General features: G+C 44.4%; 12 protein-coding genes. 2 read left to right on the top strand and 10 right to left on the bottom strand.

Features of this window, described 5'->3' with window-relative positions; all coding sequences use genetic code 11:
- Positions 1 to 30: 30 nt before the first annotated feature.
- The 9 genes from uvrA to BLV00_RS07140 all read right to left on the bottom strand — a co-directional run bounded on the left by uvrA (position 31) and on the right by BLV00_RS07140 (position 11,596).
- Complete coding sequence (gene uvrA, locus BLV00_RS07180) at positions 31 to 2,907, bottom strand: excinuclease ABC subunit UvrA (protein ID WP_093043885.1); 2,877 nt, start codon at positions 2,905 to 2,907, stop codon at positions 31 to 33.
- A gap of 7 nt (positions 2,908 to 2,914) precedes the next feature.
- A complete protein-coding gene (gene uvrB / locus BLV00_RS07175; protein ID WP_093043883.1) occupies positions 2,915 to 4,900 on the bottom strand; it encodes an excinuclease ABC subunit UvrB in 1,986 nt (661 codons plus the stop codon).
- A 275-nt stretch (positions 4,901 to 5,175) separates the two neighbouring features.
- On the bottom strand, positions 5,176 to 6,762 hold the full coding sequence (locus BLV00_RS07170) for a peptide chain release factor 3 (RefSeq protein ID WP_093043881.1): 1,587 nt from the start codon (positions 6,760 to 6,762) through the stop codon (positions 5,176 to 5,178).
- A gap of 221 nt (positions 6,763 to 6,983) precedes the next feature.
- A complete protein-coding gene (locus tag BLV00_RS07165) occupies positions 6,984 to 7,712 on the bottom strand; it encodes an ABC transporter ATP-binding protein (RefSeq protein WP_093043879.1) in 729 nt (242 codons plus the stop codon).
- Positions 7,712 to 8,662: an ABC transporter permease gene (locus tag BLV00_RS07160; protein ID WP_245728877.1), complete on the bottom strand. Its 951-nt coding sequence runs from the start codon at positions 8,660 to 8,662 to the stop codon at positions 7,712 to 7,714. Before BLV00_RS07160 ends, BLV00_RS07165 begins: the two co-directional genes overlap by 1 nt.
- 15 nt (positions 8,663 to 8,677) lie before the next feature.
- On the bottom strand, positions 8,678 to 9,124 hold the full coding sequence (locus BLV00_RS07155; protein WP_093043875.1) for a nitrous oxide reductase accessory protein NosL: 447 nt from the start codon (positions 9,122 to 9,124) through the stop codon (positions 8,678 to 8,680).
- Positions 9,121 to 9,849, bottom strand: coding sequence for a NosD domain-containing protein (locus tag BLV00_RS22660; protein ID WP_176791378.1), 729 nt, complete (start codon positions 9,847 to 9,849; stop codon positions 9,121 to 9,123). The genes BLV00_RS07155 and BLV00_RS22660 overlap by 4 nt, the downstream gene beginning before the upstream one ends.
- The gene (locus BLV00_RS22655; RefSeq protein WP_093043871.1) at positions 9,843 to 10,463 is read right to left on the bottom strand and encodes a right-handed parallel beta-helix repeat-containing protein; all 621 of its coding nucleotides are present in this window, start codon (positions 10,461 to 10,463) and stop codon (positions 9,843 to 9,845) included. Before BLV00_RS22655 ends, BLV00_RS22660 begins: the two co-directional genes overlap by 7 nt.
- Positions 10,464 to 10,528: 65 nt before the next feature.
- Positions 10,529 to 11,596, bottom strand: coding sequence for a multicopper oxidase domain-containing protein (locus tag BLV00_RS07140; RefSeq protein WP_245728875.1), 1,068 nt, complete (start codon positions 11,594 to 11,596; stop codon positions 10,529 to 10,531).
- A gap of 374 nt (positions 11,597 to 11,970) precedes the next feature.
- On the opposite strand from BLV00_RS07140, the gene BLV00_RS07135 reads away from it, so the two are divergent.
- On the top strand, positions 11,971 to 15,183 hold the full coding sequence (locus tag BLV00_RS07135; protein ID WP_093043869.1) for a DEAD/DEAH box helicase: 3,213 nt from the start codon (positions 11,971 to 11,973) through the stop codon (positions 15,181 to 15,183).
- A gap of 67 nt (positions 15,184 to 15,250) precedes the next feature.
- Here BLV00_RS07135 and BLV00_RS07130 read toward each other — a convergent pair whose 3' ends face one another.
- A complete protein-coding gene (locus BLV00_RS07130; protein WP_093043867.1) occupies positions 15,251 to 16,138 on the bottom strand; it encodes a COX15/CtaA family protein in 888 nt (295 codons plus the stop codon).
- 182 nt (positions 16,139 to 16,320) lie between these two features.
- Between BLV00_RS07130 and BLV00_RS07125 the strand changes: the two genes are divergently transcribed.
- A complete protein-coding gene (locus BLV00_RS07125) occupies positions 16,321 to 16,968 on the top strand; it encodes a haloacid dehalogenase type II (protein ID WP_093043865.1) in 648 nt (215 codons plus the stop codon).
- Positions 16,969 to 17,177: the final 209 nt, after the last annotated feature.

Here is a 17,177-nt window from a genome sequence, read left to right as displayed (position 1 = left end):
GAATAACGCTATTGGCGTCAAAAGATGTACTTACTTAGCTACTTTCTCTTTTTCCTTGAGCTTGTTTTCCATCCTTTCACGATCACGTTCCAGGATTGGCTTTAAATAACGGCCGGTATGAGATTTTTTATTGTCAGCAACCTGCTCAGGCGTACCAGTAGCAACGATCTGGCCACCCTTATCTCCGCCTTCCGGTCCTAAATCCAGAATGTGGTCAGCCGCTTTGATGACATCCAGATTGTGTTCAATAATCAACACAGAGTCACCATTATCTACCAGTCTTTGCAGCACATCCAATAACCGTGCAATGTCATCGACATGGAGACCTGTAGTCGGTTCATCCAGGATATAGAACGATTTCCCGGTAGATCGACGATGCAGTTCACTCGCAAGCTTGACTCTTTGTGCTTCCCCGCCGGATAGCGTTGTCGCCGGCTGGCCAAGCTTGATATAACCCAGCCCGACATCAAAGACCGTTTGAAGCTTGCGTCGAATTTTTGGAATATTGGCAAAAAAGCCGAGCGCATCCTCTATCGTCATCTCAAGGACGTCTGCGATGTTCTTCCCTTTATACTTCACTTCCAGCGTTTCACGGTTGTAACGCTTCCCATGGCATACCTCGCATGGAACATAAACGTCTGGGAGAAAGTGCATTTCAATCTTAATAATTCCATCCCCGCGGCAGGCTTCACAACGGCCGCCTTTGACGTTAAAGCTGAACCGTCCTTTTTTATAGCCCCGGATTTTTGCTTCGTTTGTCTGGGCGAACACATCCCGGATATCATCAAACACACCGGTATATGTCGCCGGGTTGGAACGCGGCGTCCGCCCGATAGGGGACTGGTCGATGTCAATCACTTTTTCCAAATGATCGATACCTTTGATTTCTTGATGCTTGCCAGGCTTTTGCTTGCTGGCCCGGTTCAATTTCATCGCTAAAGATTTATATAAAATTTCATTGATCAACGTACTTTTCCCTGAACCTGATACCCCAGTAACTGCTGTAAACAGGCCAAGCGGGATGTTTGCATCTACTTTCTTCAGGTTGTTCTCTTCCGCTTTTTTGATTTCCAGATAGCGACCGTCCGGCTTGCGACGATCATAAGGAAGCGGGATGAATTTTTTTCCGGACAGATATTGCCCGGTCAATGATTTGCGGTCCTTCATCACCTGCTTAGGTGTACCCTCGGAAACAATTTCTCCTCCATGTACTCCTGCGCCTGGTCCGATATCGATGAGGTAATCAGCGGCAAGCATCGTATCTTCATCATGCTCCACTACAATCAATGTATTATCAAGATCGCGCATCCGCTGTAATGTCGAAATCAACCGATCGTTATCCCGCTGATGAAGCCCGATCGATGGCTCATCGAGTACATATAGTACACCCGTCAAAGCAGAACCGATTTGAGTTGCCAGCCGGATCCGCTGTGCTTCCCCGCCTGAAAGCGTGCCGGCAGAACGGGACAGCGTCAGATAATCCAGTCCGACATTAATCAGGAACGTCAGGCGCTCGCAAATTTCTTTCAGAATCATCCGGGCGATTTTTTCTTCCTTTTCTGTCAGTTCCAGTCCTTCAAAAAAGTTTTTCGCATCTGTAACTGCAAAATCAACGGTATGGCCAATATGTTTTCCATTGATCAGTACAGATAAGGCTTCTTCTTTCAAGCGATGTCCTTTACATTTCGGACAAGGCTTCTGAGCCATATATCTTTCCATTTGCTCACGCACCCAGTCGGAGCTGGTTTCCTTATAACGGCGTGCAATATTGTTTAAAACACCTTCGAAATAGATGTCATTCTCCCGCACCCTGCCGAAATCATTTTCATACCGGAAATGAATTTTTTCCTTCCCGCTGCCATACAGGATTTTATCCATTTGGTGTTTCGGGATATCTTTTACAGGAACATCCATGTCAATCCCGTAATGCGTACAGACACTTTCAAGCAATTTCGGATAATACTGAGAGCTGGTCGGCTCCCACGCAACAATAGCATGATCACGAAGTGTTCTTGACCAGTCAGGAATGGTAAGATCCAGGTCTACTTCCAGCTGGGTTCCCAGCCCATCACAACGTTCGCAGGCACCGAAAGGGCTGTTGAAGGAAAACATGCGAGGTTCCAGCTCTCCAATCGAAAATCCGCAAATCGGGCAGGCGTGATGTTCGCTAAACAACAGTTCTTCCTCACCGATGACATCGACGATCACTTGTCCTTCTCCAAGCCTGAGCGCCGTTTCAAGCGAATCAGACAAACGGGACTCCACGCCATCTTTGACGACAATCCGGTCGATGACCACCTCAATGGAATGTTTCTTATTTTTCTCTAAGTTGATTTCCTCTGAAACCTCACGCATTTCCCCATCTACCCGGAGACGTACATATCCTTCTTGCTGGAGTTTTTCAATAACTTTGACATGCTCCCCTTTACGTCCGGAGACGACCGGGGCTAAAATTTGCATCTTGGTACGATGTTCATATTCCATGATCCTATCGACCATCTGTTGGACCGTCTGCGAACTGATTTCTATATCATGCTTCGGACAAGTCGGACGTCCGATACGAGCGAATAATAGACGTAAGTAGTCATAAATCTCAGTGACGGTTCCGACAGTCGATCGCGGATTCCGACTGGTTGTTTTCTGGTCAATCGAAATAGCAGGAGACAAACCTTCAATCGCGTCGACATCCGGTTTATCCATCTGGCCAAGAAATTGGCGGGCATAGGCAGACAGAGACTCGACGTAACGTCGCTGCCCTTCTGCATAGACAGTGTCAAAGGCCAGGGATGATTTCCCTGACCCAGACAAACCAGTCAATACGACGAGCTTATTCTTCGGTATTTCTACATCTATATTCTTCAGGTTATGGGCTCTTGCCCCTTTGATACTTATTGATTTACTGGCCATAATGCCATCATCCTTCCGCTTTAAGTTCCAGAAGTACGTCACGAAGCTCGGCGGCCCGTTCGAAGTCGAGATTCCGGGCTGCTTGCTTCATTTCCTTTTCCATATTCTCGATCATCTTTTCGCGTTCTTTCTTCGTCATCTCTTTCGGCTTCGGGGTCGTGTCATAGTGTTCTTCATCTTCTGCAGCCATGGTAGCGCGAATGACATCCCGCACTTCTTTTTTGATCGTAGTCGGCGTAATGCCGTGCTCTTCGTTGAAAGCGATCTGCTTTTCTCTTCGTCGCTTCGTTTCTTCGATCGCCGTCCCCATAGAATCCGTTATTTTATCCGCGTACATAATGACACGTCCATTTTCGTTACGGGCAGCACGTCCAGATGTCTGAACCAATGAACGGTGGGAACGCAGGAAGCCTTCTTTATCAGCATCCAGAATAGCCACAAGGGATACTTCCGGAATATCCAGCCCTTCACGAAGCAGGTTGATCCCTACCAGGACATCATATTTTCCGAGTCTCAGATCCCGGATTATTTCAATACGTTCCAGCGTTTTGATTTCAGAATGCAGGTAGGCTACTTTAATTCCGATTTCCTTCAGATAATCAGTAAGGTCTTCAGACATTTTTTTCGTCAATGTAGTAACCAATACCCGTTCGTTCTTATCCATACGCTTATTGATTTCACCGATCAGATCATCAATCTGCCCTTTGATTGGACGAACCTCGATTTCTGGATCAAGCAGGCCGGTCGGCCGGATGATCTGTTCGACCATTTTTGGCGTATGCTCCAATTCATATGGACCAGGAGTGGCTGATACATACATACTCTGATTCACCTTCTGCTCGAACTCTTCAAACCTAAGCGGACGGTTGTCCAGGGCAGAAGGCAGACGGAAACCATGATCGACCAGTACCTGCTTTCGGGCCCGGTCGCCATTGTACATTCCTCGTACCTGCGGCAGCGTCACGTGCGACTCATCGACCATAACGAGAAAGTCTTCCGGGAAGTAATCAATTAATGTATAAGGAGTCGCGCCTTCTTCTCTTAATGTCAGATGACGGGAATAGTTCTCGATACCTGAACAGAAACCCATTTCCTGCATCATTTCCAGGTCATAGTTTGTCCGTTGCTCCAATCGCTGTGCTTCTAACAGCTTGTTTTCTTCACGGAACTTTTTCAACTGCTGCTCCAATTCTTTTTCGATATTCTTGATTGCAATTTTCATTTTTTCTTCGCGCGTTACGAAGTGGGATGCCGGGAAGATAGCTACATGCTCCCGATCTCCAATAATTTCTCCGGTTAACACATCGATCTCTCTGATCCGGTCAATTTCATCACCGAAAAACTCAACGCGAATCGCATGCTCTTCCCGCGATGCAGGAATGATCTCCACCGAGTCGCCCCGGACGCGGAACGTACCGCGCTGGAAATCAATATCGTTTCGTGCATACTGGATATCGACCAGATCACGAAGCAGTTCATCACGTTCTTTTTCCATATCCGTTCGAATGGAGAGCACCTGGCTGCGGTATTCATCCGGATTACCTAACCCATAGATGCACGACACACTGGCCACGATAATCACATCGTTCCGTTCAAACAAGGCTGATGTTGCCGAGTGACGCAGCTTATCGATTTCATCATTGATGCTGGCATCCTTTTCAATGAAAGTATCCGAAGACGGCACATACGCCTCCGGTTGATAGTAATCGTAATAACTGACAAAATACTCGACCGCATTATTCGGGAAGTATTCCTTGAACTCACTATATAATTGACCAGCCAACGTCTTGTTATGAGCAATGATTAGCGTCGGCTTGTTCACTTGCTGAATCACATTCGACATGGTGAACGTTTTTCCTGTTCCAGTCGCACCAAGCAATGTCAGGTGCTTCTCACCACCGTTGATCCGTTTCACCAATTCTTCTATCGCACGGGGTTGGTCCCCCTCTGGTTGATACTGTGAAACAAGCTCGAATTTATTCTCGTTTTTCACAAAGCAACCTCCGTTCCTTGAATATACATCACTAGTTTACCACAATATTATACAATTCTAACATGGATACGAACAAATATTCGACTAAAATGTCTTTGGTACATATTTCTACTTTTCTATTAGAAAGTTTCGCCTAATTTTAGTGTTCTAAATACCGTAATATTTACTTCCGCCTATTTCTTGCCTGCAACCGTCTAATAATTTCATATAAGCAGTTACTTCCTAAGACAAAAAGAAGCGATACCCGGCGTTTTAGGGTATCACTTCTTTTCAACTTAGTACGATTGGTCGTATTGGTTCACTTCAAAAAGATCGATCAATTCGATGTCAGGATTTTTATCCTGGAACCAGCGCAAGGAGAAGTCATTTTTGAATAATACGAGCGGACTTCCTTCCCGGTCCTGGACAAGCATGTTCCGTTCGTCGAAAAGGGATTCATTGACCTGTTCTTCTTTTAGCCAGCGTGGAATTCTTTCTCCCAGTGGCTGGAGCTCGACTTCGACGTTATATTCATTTTTCATCCGGTACTCGAATACATCATATTGCAGCTGGCCGACAGCGCCAAGGATATAATCTTCAAATCGATAGCGTTTGAACAGCTGGATAGCACCTTCCTGCACGAGCTGCTCGATCCCTTTTTTGAACTGTTTCGACTTCATGACGTTCTTTGCCGTAACTTTTTTGAATTCTTCCGGTGGGAACTGCGGCAATTCGTCATATTCGAAGTTGGTTTTTCCGGTCAAAATCGTATCGCCGATCCGGTAGACGTTCGGGTCATAAATCCCGATAATGTCGCCTGCATAAGCTTCATCGATCGTCCCCCTTGAAGATGCGACGAACTGCTGGGACTGCGCAAGTTTAAAGGTTTTTCCCGTACGTCCCAATGTCACGTTCATGCCCCGCTCGAATTTTCCGGAACAGATTCGGACAAAAGCGACCCGGTCACGATGCTGTGGGTTCATGTTGGCCTGGATTTTGAAAATGAAACCAGAAAACTCCGCATCATCCGGGGATACGATGCCTTCTGTAGAACGACGTGGTGCAGGAGCAGGTGCCATATCGATGAACGTGTCGAAAAAGCCTTCCACACCAAATGGTGCCAATGCGCTTCCGAAGAAAACAGGCGTCTGTTCCCCTCGCATTACTTTTTCCATACTGAATTGATCACCTGCTTCATCAAGCAGCATCAATTCCTCAAGGGTTTCCTTATAAGTCGGATGCTCTACTAATTCCTGATGTTCCGACTTTTCTAAATGCGAATAAGGAATGTAGGTTTCCTCTTCATTTCCGCTATAGGAAATAAACTGTTCATGATGGCGGTCAAATACACCAAGGAACCGTTTGCCCATACCAGCAGGCCATGTCATTGGATATGTCTCGATATCCAGGACTTCCTCGATTTCTTCCATCAATTCGAATGGCTCACGGCCCTCACGGTCTAATTTATTGATGAATGTAAAAATTGGAATACCACGCATTTTACAAACTTTGAACAATTTCAGCGTCTGTGCCTCGATCCCTTTGGTAGCATCGATGATCATGACGACACTGTCTACAGCGGTAAGTGTCCGGTAGGTGTCTTCACTGAAATCTTCGTGACCAGGAGTATCGAGGATATTGACCTGATAATCCCGGTAGGGGAAGTTCATGACACTGGAAGTAACCGATATACCACGCTGCTTTTCGATTTCCATCCAGTCAGAGGTTGCGAACTTTCCTGATTTCTTTCCTTTGACCGTACCAGCCGAGCGAATCAAATTTCCGAAAACCAACAGTTTTTCTGTCAACGTCGTTTTCCCTGCATCCGGGTGGGAGATGATGGCGAACGTACGTCGTTTATTCATTTCTTCATTTATACTCATAATTTATATCCTCCAGTTTATCTTCGATATCATTTTCATTTACTTTTTCAGGCAGGATATAAAATCACATGGCTCCATTCAACTCCATTTTATTATTATTCATCACGAAAAAAGCCGCTTCCTGCATATACTTTGCCAGGAGCGGCTTTTCTATATAACAACTCCATACCTTGAAAAATAGCACAAAAGCGCAGGAAAATCAATCTGGCGGACGCCCATTTTTAACTGGATAGCGCCTTTGCTTTAGAACTATGCTGCTTCTTCATGATTCTTAAAAAGACCTCTTCTAAATTACTGGATTGATAGGTTCGATACAAGCCAGCAAGCGAATCATCCGCTTCGATCCTGCCATCAAATAACACAACCACCCTATCAGCTATATCTACTACATCGCGCATGATGTGGCTTGTAAGCAGCACCGTCTTACCCTTGTGTTTCAAAGATTCGACCATCTCCTTAAACGCTATTACCCAGTATGGATCAAGACCATTCGTAGGTTCGTCAAAAATATAAAGTTCAACATCAGCAAGTAATGCCTGGGCCATATTGAGACGCTGCGCCATTCCTTTTGAGAATGAGCCGATTTTTTGGTGGCGCTTTTCCCACAGCCCTACTTCTCTCAAAACTTCTTCTACGGCACGGCGGATGCCGATATCCAGAAAACCACGATAATAGGTTAAGATTTCTAAAGCAGTCATTTCCTTTGGAAATTCCATATGATCCGGCATGAAGCTATAGGATTTTCCACCAGCTTCCGGAAACGCTACTTTACCAGTAGTGCCTTTTTCTATTCCAGTCAATATCCGGATCAGTGTGCTTTTGCCAGCTCCGTTGCCACCGCATAAAACGACGCATTCTCCAGCTGAGATGGAGATGTCAGTCTTATCAAGCACCTGCTTTTTTCCATAGCACTTGGAAACCCTTGACGCTTGTAAAATCACTTTACCCATTACTGCCACCTCCATTTCAGCTTGAGGATTGCTCCGGTAAGTGTGATGGTGATGATCCCAATAGTTGATCCTAGTAAATATACTGTCAGCATTTTACTGTCTCCCCATTGTTCAATGATAAGGAATTGCGGGCCGAACACATAGGCTGCATTTAATTGGTCGATTGCCCATACCCGGAGTGACTCGACCGGGTTCAAAAAAATCAATGCAATCAAATTCGGAAGTTTATAAGTGCAGGGGATGAGACCGATGATAGAAAAAACGATAAATTCATACACGAATACGAAAAAGCTCCAGGCAGCCAATGCAAAGCTGAGCCCTTGCATTCGGCTGGCACTCCAGATGACTAATAAGACAGCCAAAGCTCCGAAAACAGCGATCAACACGAGATTCAAAGTAAGGAAGGTTATAAATAGCTGCACGCCATGCAACTTCCCCATCAAAGCCAACCCTGCCCCGAACACTCCATAAGAAAGGCTTGTAGCAATACTTAATGCCAGAAACAGAGCAACATATTTACTGACCAAATAATAGAAACCAGACACCCGGTAGGTCCGGAGCAATGACATACGGCCGGACTCCTTATCAGCAGTGACCGACGAAACACCAATCACCAGGGTGATGATAGGTACAATCCACAAACATACATTCATTAATAATGCGATTGATCTACTGAAACCGGCTTTTCCATTACCTTCTGACTCTTCCTCCGTTTCCATCTCTTCCAGTCCAAAAAGCGAAGGGTCGACCGTACCGGTGTCAATATCGCTGCTGACACCATCTAAGCCATAGGTGACGACGGTCGGATCCATTGTTATCGATTTCATCCCATAACCATAAAACAGGAGAGCCATGAGCAAAAATAAACCAATGCTGCTGACTAACCACTTACTCCTCATCAATAACTTCCACTCATAACCAATCATTGGAACCAGCCTGATGGCTTTCATCTTCTTCACCTCCTGTTAATGCTGCATATTTCCCCTTTGCAACTCGGCATTCATGACTTCCATTCCTTCGTATACTTCTCCTCCATTTACGGCTACAAACTCCTCCGCATCCACTTTCTTTTGGAATGCAATAAAACCGTAGTTCATCGGAGTCTCCATACGTGGTTCATGTACGATATAGGCTTCCTCAAAATCTACCCATTTTTGAGTATGGTAATCTTGCACAAAAGCCTGATTGGTTTCATTTTCTTTCATATACGTAAGCATACATCCGATGTCATCGAATTTTTCCGGGGTCCCATCATCCATGATGACTTGGCTGGCTGCTTCCACCTGTTGGATTCCCATATGGCAAAGCGCGCAGCTGTCTACGGATGGATCAATCTCTGCCGGCCCTGCTGCCTCCCCGGCTGCACACCCGGTTGCAATAACCAGCAATAATAACAGCCACCATTTTTTCATAACCTCCGCCTCCTTGCCATAATCATCAATCCACTACTGAATACGACCAAGCTTGAAAAAAACAAAGCCGGTCCCGCCAGCATTTTTCCTTCTTCAAGTGCTTCCGCTTCTGTCCCGATATGATCTATTGGCGCTGGCTCCACCAATGGATAGGGATCCGTAATGAACGTATCAGAGGGGATAGGTGTGAACTGCTCTATCGCATTCCACATTTGGATTGCCGGACTTCCGGAAAAAGCCTGCAGCAACGGTTCTTCTGCAATCATATGATGGAAAGCATCCCCGCTTTTATACGCAAAATCGACCAGAGTATTCCCGTCGAGCGTAATATGACGTTGATCATCCCAGTAGTTTCCATGCTCACTCACGAAAAAATCATTTTCACTATTGATAGTGGTAACGACCTGCTGATTATTGTGAAGGAAATTATTTAGAAAGTTTCTATTGTCCTTGGATGCTTCCCCAACGTCGAGTCCAAGGTGATTCCCGGCTATTTTGTTAAATGAGATATCATTTCCAATCGCATTTTCCAGATAGATTCCCTTACGATTATCAACAATGCGATTATTTTTTATTTGAGAGTCGAAAGTATCGAACATAAAAATTCCTGCTCCGTCCAGCAGCGTATTATCATGAAGTTTATTTCCTTTGATGCGTACTTCATAGCTTTGCATGATCATCAACCCGTTACGGGTTTCATATACCTCATTATCGTTGATTACCACACGGTGGAATCCATCGTATGCACGCCATAGCGCGCCTTGCGGATAAAATTTCCGGTTACCTGACACAGGTTTGAAAAAGATACATAGACGCCATCCTGGAGTTGAGAGAGATAATTACCTCTCACTTGGGCATGGGGGCTATCAATAAGATAAATTCCAAAGCCTTTATGGCGATCATCGGTATAGCTGCTTATACTATTCTTTTCAATAATCGGAGCGTATGCCTCCTTGACTTCTACACCATTAAAGACATCACCAATGGTATTTCCTTTGATGTGTACGCGATTCCCAGCCACGGAAATACCAGCGTTCTGAGACCCGCTTTTTTCGATCATGAGTCCTTCTACTGTCACATCATCGGCAGTGACTTTGAGGACGAAACCTTCTCCAGTCCCTACAATTTTCGCACCCTTTTCTCCTTGCAGTATAATAGATTCCCGTATCACAAATGGACCAGTATAGACTCCTTTTGCTAATTGAATCTCATCCCCCGGCTCTGCTGCATCGATAATTGCTTGAAGATCCTCGCCTTCCGTTACTTTTATCGTTTCAGCATAGACGATGGATGGGACTAACCATAAAAAAAAGAACAATAGGCTGAACAGGACCTTCACTCTAACCACCTCCCTCAACTTCAGAGAAACAGGAGCTATGCCTACACATAGCCCCTCCTACGTAATCAGTGACTCATGACAGCCTTCCCGTCATCTTCTCCGGTTTCGGTCACCTTCAGTATTGCAACAGCCCCTTTTTGAGCATGGTTGAATTGATGGGTTACGATTGGATAACTGCCTACCTCGGTTACAGTGAATTCCACGACTGCTCCCCCACTGGCTGGAAGCATGACCGTTTGTAATCCTTTAAAGTGGTTATAAGGGTTACCGTCCATATAGACATCGTCGAAAATGGTACCAACCACGTGGAAAGAGCTTGTTTCATTCGGTCCAACATTATTGATGTACATCCGGATACGGTCGCCTACTTTAGCAAGCAGTGGCTCATCCTTTAAAGTGAAAGTATCGCCATTGGTGTTACGGCCATCTTCATCGAATGATTTTACAGAAAAAGCAACCTGACTTGGTTCCCCGTTAGAAAAATCCTCCAGGTCATTGTATTTGTACCATTCATTTTGAAGCATAATAAATTCCCGATCGATAACATCATCGTTAGGATAGCCGTCCTTTGGTTTGACGATGATGGTGCCATGCATTCCATTGGCGATGTGGCTTAAGATAGGTTTTGTTCCGCAATGATACATGAATACGCCAGGCTTAGTGGCAGGAAAACGGAAGGTCCCTGTTTCATCAGGTTCTACGTCTGCGAAGTTTTTCGATGGAGCGGTATGGACAGCATGAAAATCCATGCTATGCGGGATAGCCGGGTCCATATTCTTGAGAGTGAAATTGATCATGTCTCCTTCTTCCACGACAACCACCGGACCCGGCGCCTGCCCATTGAATGTCCAAGCCTTATAAAAATAACCTTTTTCAATCTCGATATCCGTAATCTGAGCAGTCATCTCGACGTTTACCTCATTTTCACCGACACGCTCTACCTTCAATGGAATAGGGTCTTGATTTAAACCCTGGTGAGGCTCAATGGCTTCTATTTTTTCCCCTGAGGCTGCTTCCACTTTTCCATCTGCATCTTGATCACCCTTACCTGTAGCTCCTTCCCCTTGCTGGGCACAACCGACAATCAATCCGAGCAATAAAAGGAAACCGATCCAAACTGTCATCTTTTTCATTGCTTCCACCTCTTTTATTAGATTAAAATTCTCCATCTGAAAAGAAGAGGAGATGACAACGAAAGATGCAGGCCTGAAACGAAACTTTTTTAATCAATAAGTTTCGAAAATATGCGGCTCTAGGATTCCTCGTCTTTTCAACTTCATTTTATCTTCATAACTATCTGGGCTTTGTGATAGGAATCACGGGCAATGGGGCTAATTGTGTATACTTCATGACGTACTTGTGTATGAATTGTATATAATGATGCTAATTGTTTATTGATAGTAATCACCTGTTTAGAATGAAACAAATTCTCATCGATACAAAAGGAAATGATTTGTCATCCCTGATATAATGAACGTAAATAATGTATTTAGATAGGATGCTCACTATGCAGTCATATTTATTGGAACCGAATGATATCAAGAAGATTACCGGATCAACCTTTTATTCAAGAGGAAGACGGTATTTTACTGGCGGCAAAGTCCACGGACTCACCCACAATCAGTCAATCAACTCCTGGCGAGCTGTTGTAACAGGAACGGAGGATTACGAGGTACGGATCTTTTTTTTCAATGATGATGATTTGGAAGCAAAATGCGAATGTCCAGCCTATAACAGTTTTTACAGTTGTAAACACATAGCCGCTGTCCTGCTGGCTATTCGGGAACGTGCGTTAAAAGAGTCCGGCATAACCGATGAAAAAACGGAAACATATGAGTCACAGTTCTTACCAATCGACCGAGACCACTTTTCTAAACGTTTGACCGAAGCTTTTATGAATCAAAGTCAAGGACAGTCCGCTTTAGGCGAGCGTGAAACATTGACCGTCCATTATCAGCTTCACATACAATCGACAATGGGAAAAAACGTGTTGGGACTGGAAATGAAACTGGGAAGCAATTACTTGTATGTCATCAAAAACATACAGGAGCTAATCGACCATGTGCTTGTTGAAAGTCCTTGCTCCATTACGAACAAGTTCAGCTATCGTCCAGAAGAGCACCAGCTCGCCCAAAGCGACAAAGAGATATTCGGCCTGCTCCAGCAAATATTGATTCAGGAGCAGTTTTACAAGGACTCTTACTGGAACCACTCTGTCGATAGGCGGAGATTGATCCTTCCGCCCACTTTCGCAAATTCGCTGCTTGCCAGGCTCGCTGAACGTAACAGCAGTCTGCATGAATTGAAGTCCAGTTATGAAGAATGGGAGTTACATGAAGAACTACCTCCACTTACCATTCAAGTGACAAAAGACGAAGAAAATTTTCAGCTTCATCTCTCGGATTTAAAGCAGTATGTGTACTTATCGACCTACAGCCTGCTTTATCGTAACGGGCATTTTTATAAAATTTCTGAACAGCAGAAATCAATTTATGAAAATATCATGAGTGTGCTTCCCTATCGATCTAATGGCAATCACACGATTTCCCGTAAATTCATGGAGCCTGTCCTGTCCGAAGTGATGCCAGAATTAGAAAAAATAGCCAATGTCTATTACACTCAGCCAGTACAAGAGACTGTGATACGGGAACCATTGACAGCAGAAGTTTACCTCGATATCCATAATGGCGCCTTGACCGCTGATTTGCGCTTTTATTATGGCCAGCATCTAATTCGGCCATTTTTAGCTGCTGAACCGGAAGATGATGTTCTTATTCAGCGGAAGACAGCTGAGGAAAATGCAATCATGTATATCATTGAAGCGAGTGAATTCAAATTTGACGGGGAACATGTTCATTTGACGGATGAAGATGAGATATTTTTCTTCCTTGCTGAACAGCTGCCTATACTGAAAGAACTGGCGGATGTCTATCTATCAGGCGCAGTCAATAACATGCTGAAGTACTCTGAAACTGAACTCGCACCAGCCGTTGAAATGTCCGAGGAAGGAAATTGGCTCGATATTGCCTTTTCCATGGAAGGGATAACCGCTGATGATATTTCTGAAGTGATGAAAGCTGTCATTGAAAAGAAACGCTATTATAAATTATCTGAGGGTGCTTTACTGGCTCTGGATTCTCCAGCCTTTGACCGCTTCAGGCGACTGGCAGATGAATTTGAACTGGATGTAGATGATATCGATCATAATCATGTCCAACTGGCTCAGGCCCGCAGTCTGCAGGTAGATGAGGTTCTCCACACGAAAAAGGATGAACGGAACATCGACTTCGACGCTCTGATCAGCCGCTTACGTGACCCCTCGGTTTTCGACGTTTCTGTACCAGAGCATTTGAATGCAGACATGCGTGATTACCAGCTGACCGGGTTCCGTTGGATGAAAACGCTCGCCAATTACAGATTCGGCGGCATTCTTGCTGATGATATGGGACTAGGAAAAACATTACAAAGTATCAGCTTCCTGCTTTCTGAAAAGCAAGAAGGAAAAATGACAGACTTAGCTTTAATCGTTGCACCTGCTTCGCTCGTTTATAATTGGAAAAAAGAAATCGAACGATTTGCCCCGAACTTGAGCGTCCAGGCAGTTTCCGGTGATCCGGAGACTAGGCAAAGCTTGCTCGATGGGAGTGAGAAGTATGACATCATCATCACCTCTTATCCATTGCTGCGTCAGGACATAACTGACTATTCGGATAAGAAGTTTCACGCATTGATTTTGGATGAAGCCCAGGCCATCAAAAACGAGCAGACGAAAACCGCTCAAGCGACGCGCTCAATCAATGCGGTTCACCGCTTTGCCTTAAGCGGGACACCGATCGAAAACTCATTAAATGAACTATGGTCGATTTTTCGGACGATCATGCCCGGCTTCTATACGAATAAGAAAAAGTTCCTGGCTATGAAACCCGAAAAAATCGCGAGGATGACCAGACCTTTCATTTTAAGACGACTGAAAAAAGATGTATTATCAGAGCTTCCAGATAAAATTGAAACCACCCAGTACTCCGAATTGACAACAGAACAAAAGCAGATCTACCTTGCCTACCTGGAAAAAATTCAGTCAGAAGTTAAAGAAACCATTGCTTCTAAAGGATTCAAGCGCGGTAAATTAGAAATTCTTGCTGGTTTGACCCGACTAAGGCAAATTTGCTGTCACCCGGGATTATTTGTAGAGAATTACCAAGGTGATTCTGGCAAACTGACGCAGCTGAAAGAGTTAGTTACAGAATTGAAAGAAGGCTGCCACCGTATTCTTATCTTCTCGCAATTTTCCAGCATGCTGAAGATTCTTTATCAAGAAATGGAAGGGATGGGCATGGAGACATTTTATTTGGATGGCAGCACAAAATCGGAAGACCGGCTCGCCCAGGTCGAACGTTTCAATGAAGGAGAAAAAGATGCCTTTCTGATTTCCTTGAAAGCAGGCGGCACCGGTTTGAACCTCACTGGCGCCGACACCGTGATCCTGTATGATTTATGGTGGAACCCGGCAATTGAAGAACAAGCCGCCGGTCGCGCACACCGAATCGGCCAGAAGAAAGTAGTCCAAGTCATCCGGATGCTTGCGGAGGGTACGATTGAAGAACGCATCCATCAGCTCCAACAAAAGAAACGCGATCTCGTCGACCAAATCATCCAGCCAGGCGAAACGATGCTTACCAGCCTGAAAGAGGACGAAATCCGCCAGCTTTTGGATATGTAAAATAAGCAATCAGCAGTAGAGAAATACAAAAAAGGTCTGAGCCTGCTTAATAGCAGACTCAGACCTTTTAAATATTCATCTTTCTTTTTTTCAACTTGAACCAGTAGCCTCCAAGTATGCTGCCGCCGATCACCATCGTCATTGTTGAAACGATCATATGAATCGATGACATTAACACTGTGTTTTTGGTGACGACTATCATTATCCCAATAGCGGCATTCAACAGGATAAAAATGAAGTATAGCCATGCCAATGGTAAATGATAGCGGAATTTCATAGAGTAGATCAAAAACCATAAAGCACCAACAAAAACGATGACAGTAGCTACCCAATGCAAGGAATAGACCACATTGGCTATACTTTCACTTTTAATCAGATATTCATGAGCCGGAAGGTCCAACATTACATTGGAGGCACGGCTATGTTTGAAAAAGGCACCGAGTACAGTTTGAAAAATATAAAACACAAATCCTAACGTAAAGGCTTTATAACTCATGGCTACAGCTTCCCTATGATGGGGCTCCACAGGCGACTCGCTTTCATGAAGGCTGTAGCTCAACAATACCATGGTCAGCAGCAGCAATTGACTGAACATGACATCGAAGGTTGAAAAACCTGGCGGTGTACCTAATAATACATTCAATCCCCCGATTACTGATTGTAGAATCAATAAACCGAAGCTTAGAATTGATAATCGGCGGACTGCTTTCGATTGGCGGTTTTTAATATAAGCACCCACCGCATTGATCAGAATGACTAACCCCAACATCGTGGTGAAAATTCGATGAGAATATTCGATCACCACATGGTAATCCGTAAACGCGGGTATCAGGGAACCGTTACAAAACGGCCAGTCCGTACCACATGCATCACCAGATTCTGTCGCAACGACCAGGTTGCCTAATATCAATGCGACAAACGTAAATATGACAGTAAAAATTGAAAATTTTCGCATCAGCTTATCCCTCTATTTCAGTCGAGTGAACTCGATGACAAATTACACAACTATAGAAATCATATCATGATATTCTACCATATAAGAAGCGATTAGACATATTTAGCCCATGAACATTTTGTGAACCAATTGTTTTAACCTCTGAGCTCATAGGGAAGATTTAATGGAAAGGAGGCTATAACATGTTTGATTCCTATGTATTTGATGCTTATGGTACCCTGTTCGATGTCCATTCAGTCACAGAAAAGCTGGAGGAAAAATACCCGAATAAAGGAGATGCAATCAGCCAGGAATGGCGCAGAAGACAGGTACATTATTTTATGATCCGACAGTTGATCGATGGCTATCTGCCTTTTGACCAAATTACCCAAAACGCGCTGAAGGATGCACTGCAAATCAACCAGGCTGATTTTCATTCTGGGGATATAGAGAAATTGATGGATGCCTACCTGCATTTACAACCATATGAAGAGGTTGACAACGTCAAGGATCATTTACCAGATAACTCCTTGACTATTTTCTCAAACGGCACCCCATCTATGCTCCAGCCATTATTAGAAAATAATCAGCTCGAGCATACATTCAGGGTGTTGAGCGCAGATGAGCCAAAAGTTTACAAACCGGCACCAGCAGCTTATGCCTATGCTCAAAAACAACTAAAAATAGCTGACCCGGAAAATATTTTATTCTTATCGAGCAACCCTTGGGATATCGCAGGTGCTAAAAGTTACGGCTTCACGACTGCCTGGGTCAATCGGCAAAAAATCCAGTGGCCATCACTGGATGTCGAACCAGATCATATTTTTGATAACCTGAATGACCTAAAATAAAGGTTCTTTTAAATCTTAGTGTTGATTTTCAAGTAAAGCTCCCTTTAGTTGAAGACTCAGTTTCGAGAGAAAATGTTTCCGTTATGTTGATGAGCGTTTGGAGGTCCGGGAAATCACTCGCTTTCCATGGGCGTACGGTGAGCATCTTCAGGCTCCGCCTTGCGGGATCTCACCATCTCCTATCCTCCCATTGGAGTCTCGCAATTTCC

Origin of the sequence: Thalassobacillus cyri (genome assembly GCF_900107755.1) — a bacterium.
GTDB classification, from domain to species: domain Bacteria; phylum Bacillota; class Bacilli; order Bacillales; family Halobacillaceae; genus Thalassobacillus; species Thalassobacillus cyri.
This window is presented reverse-complemented; position numbering and strand designations above follow the sequence as displayed.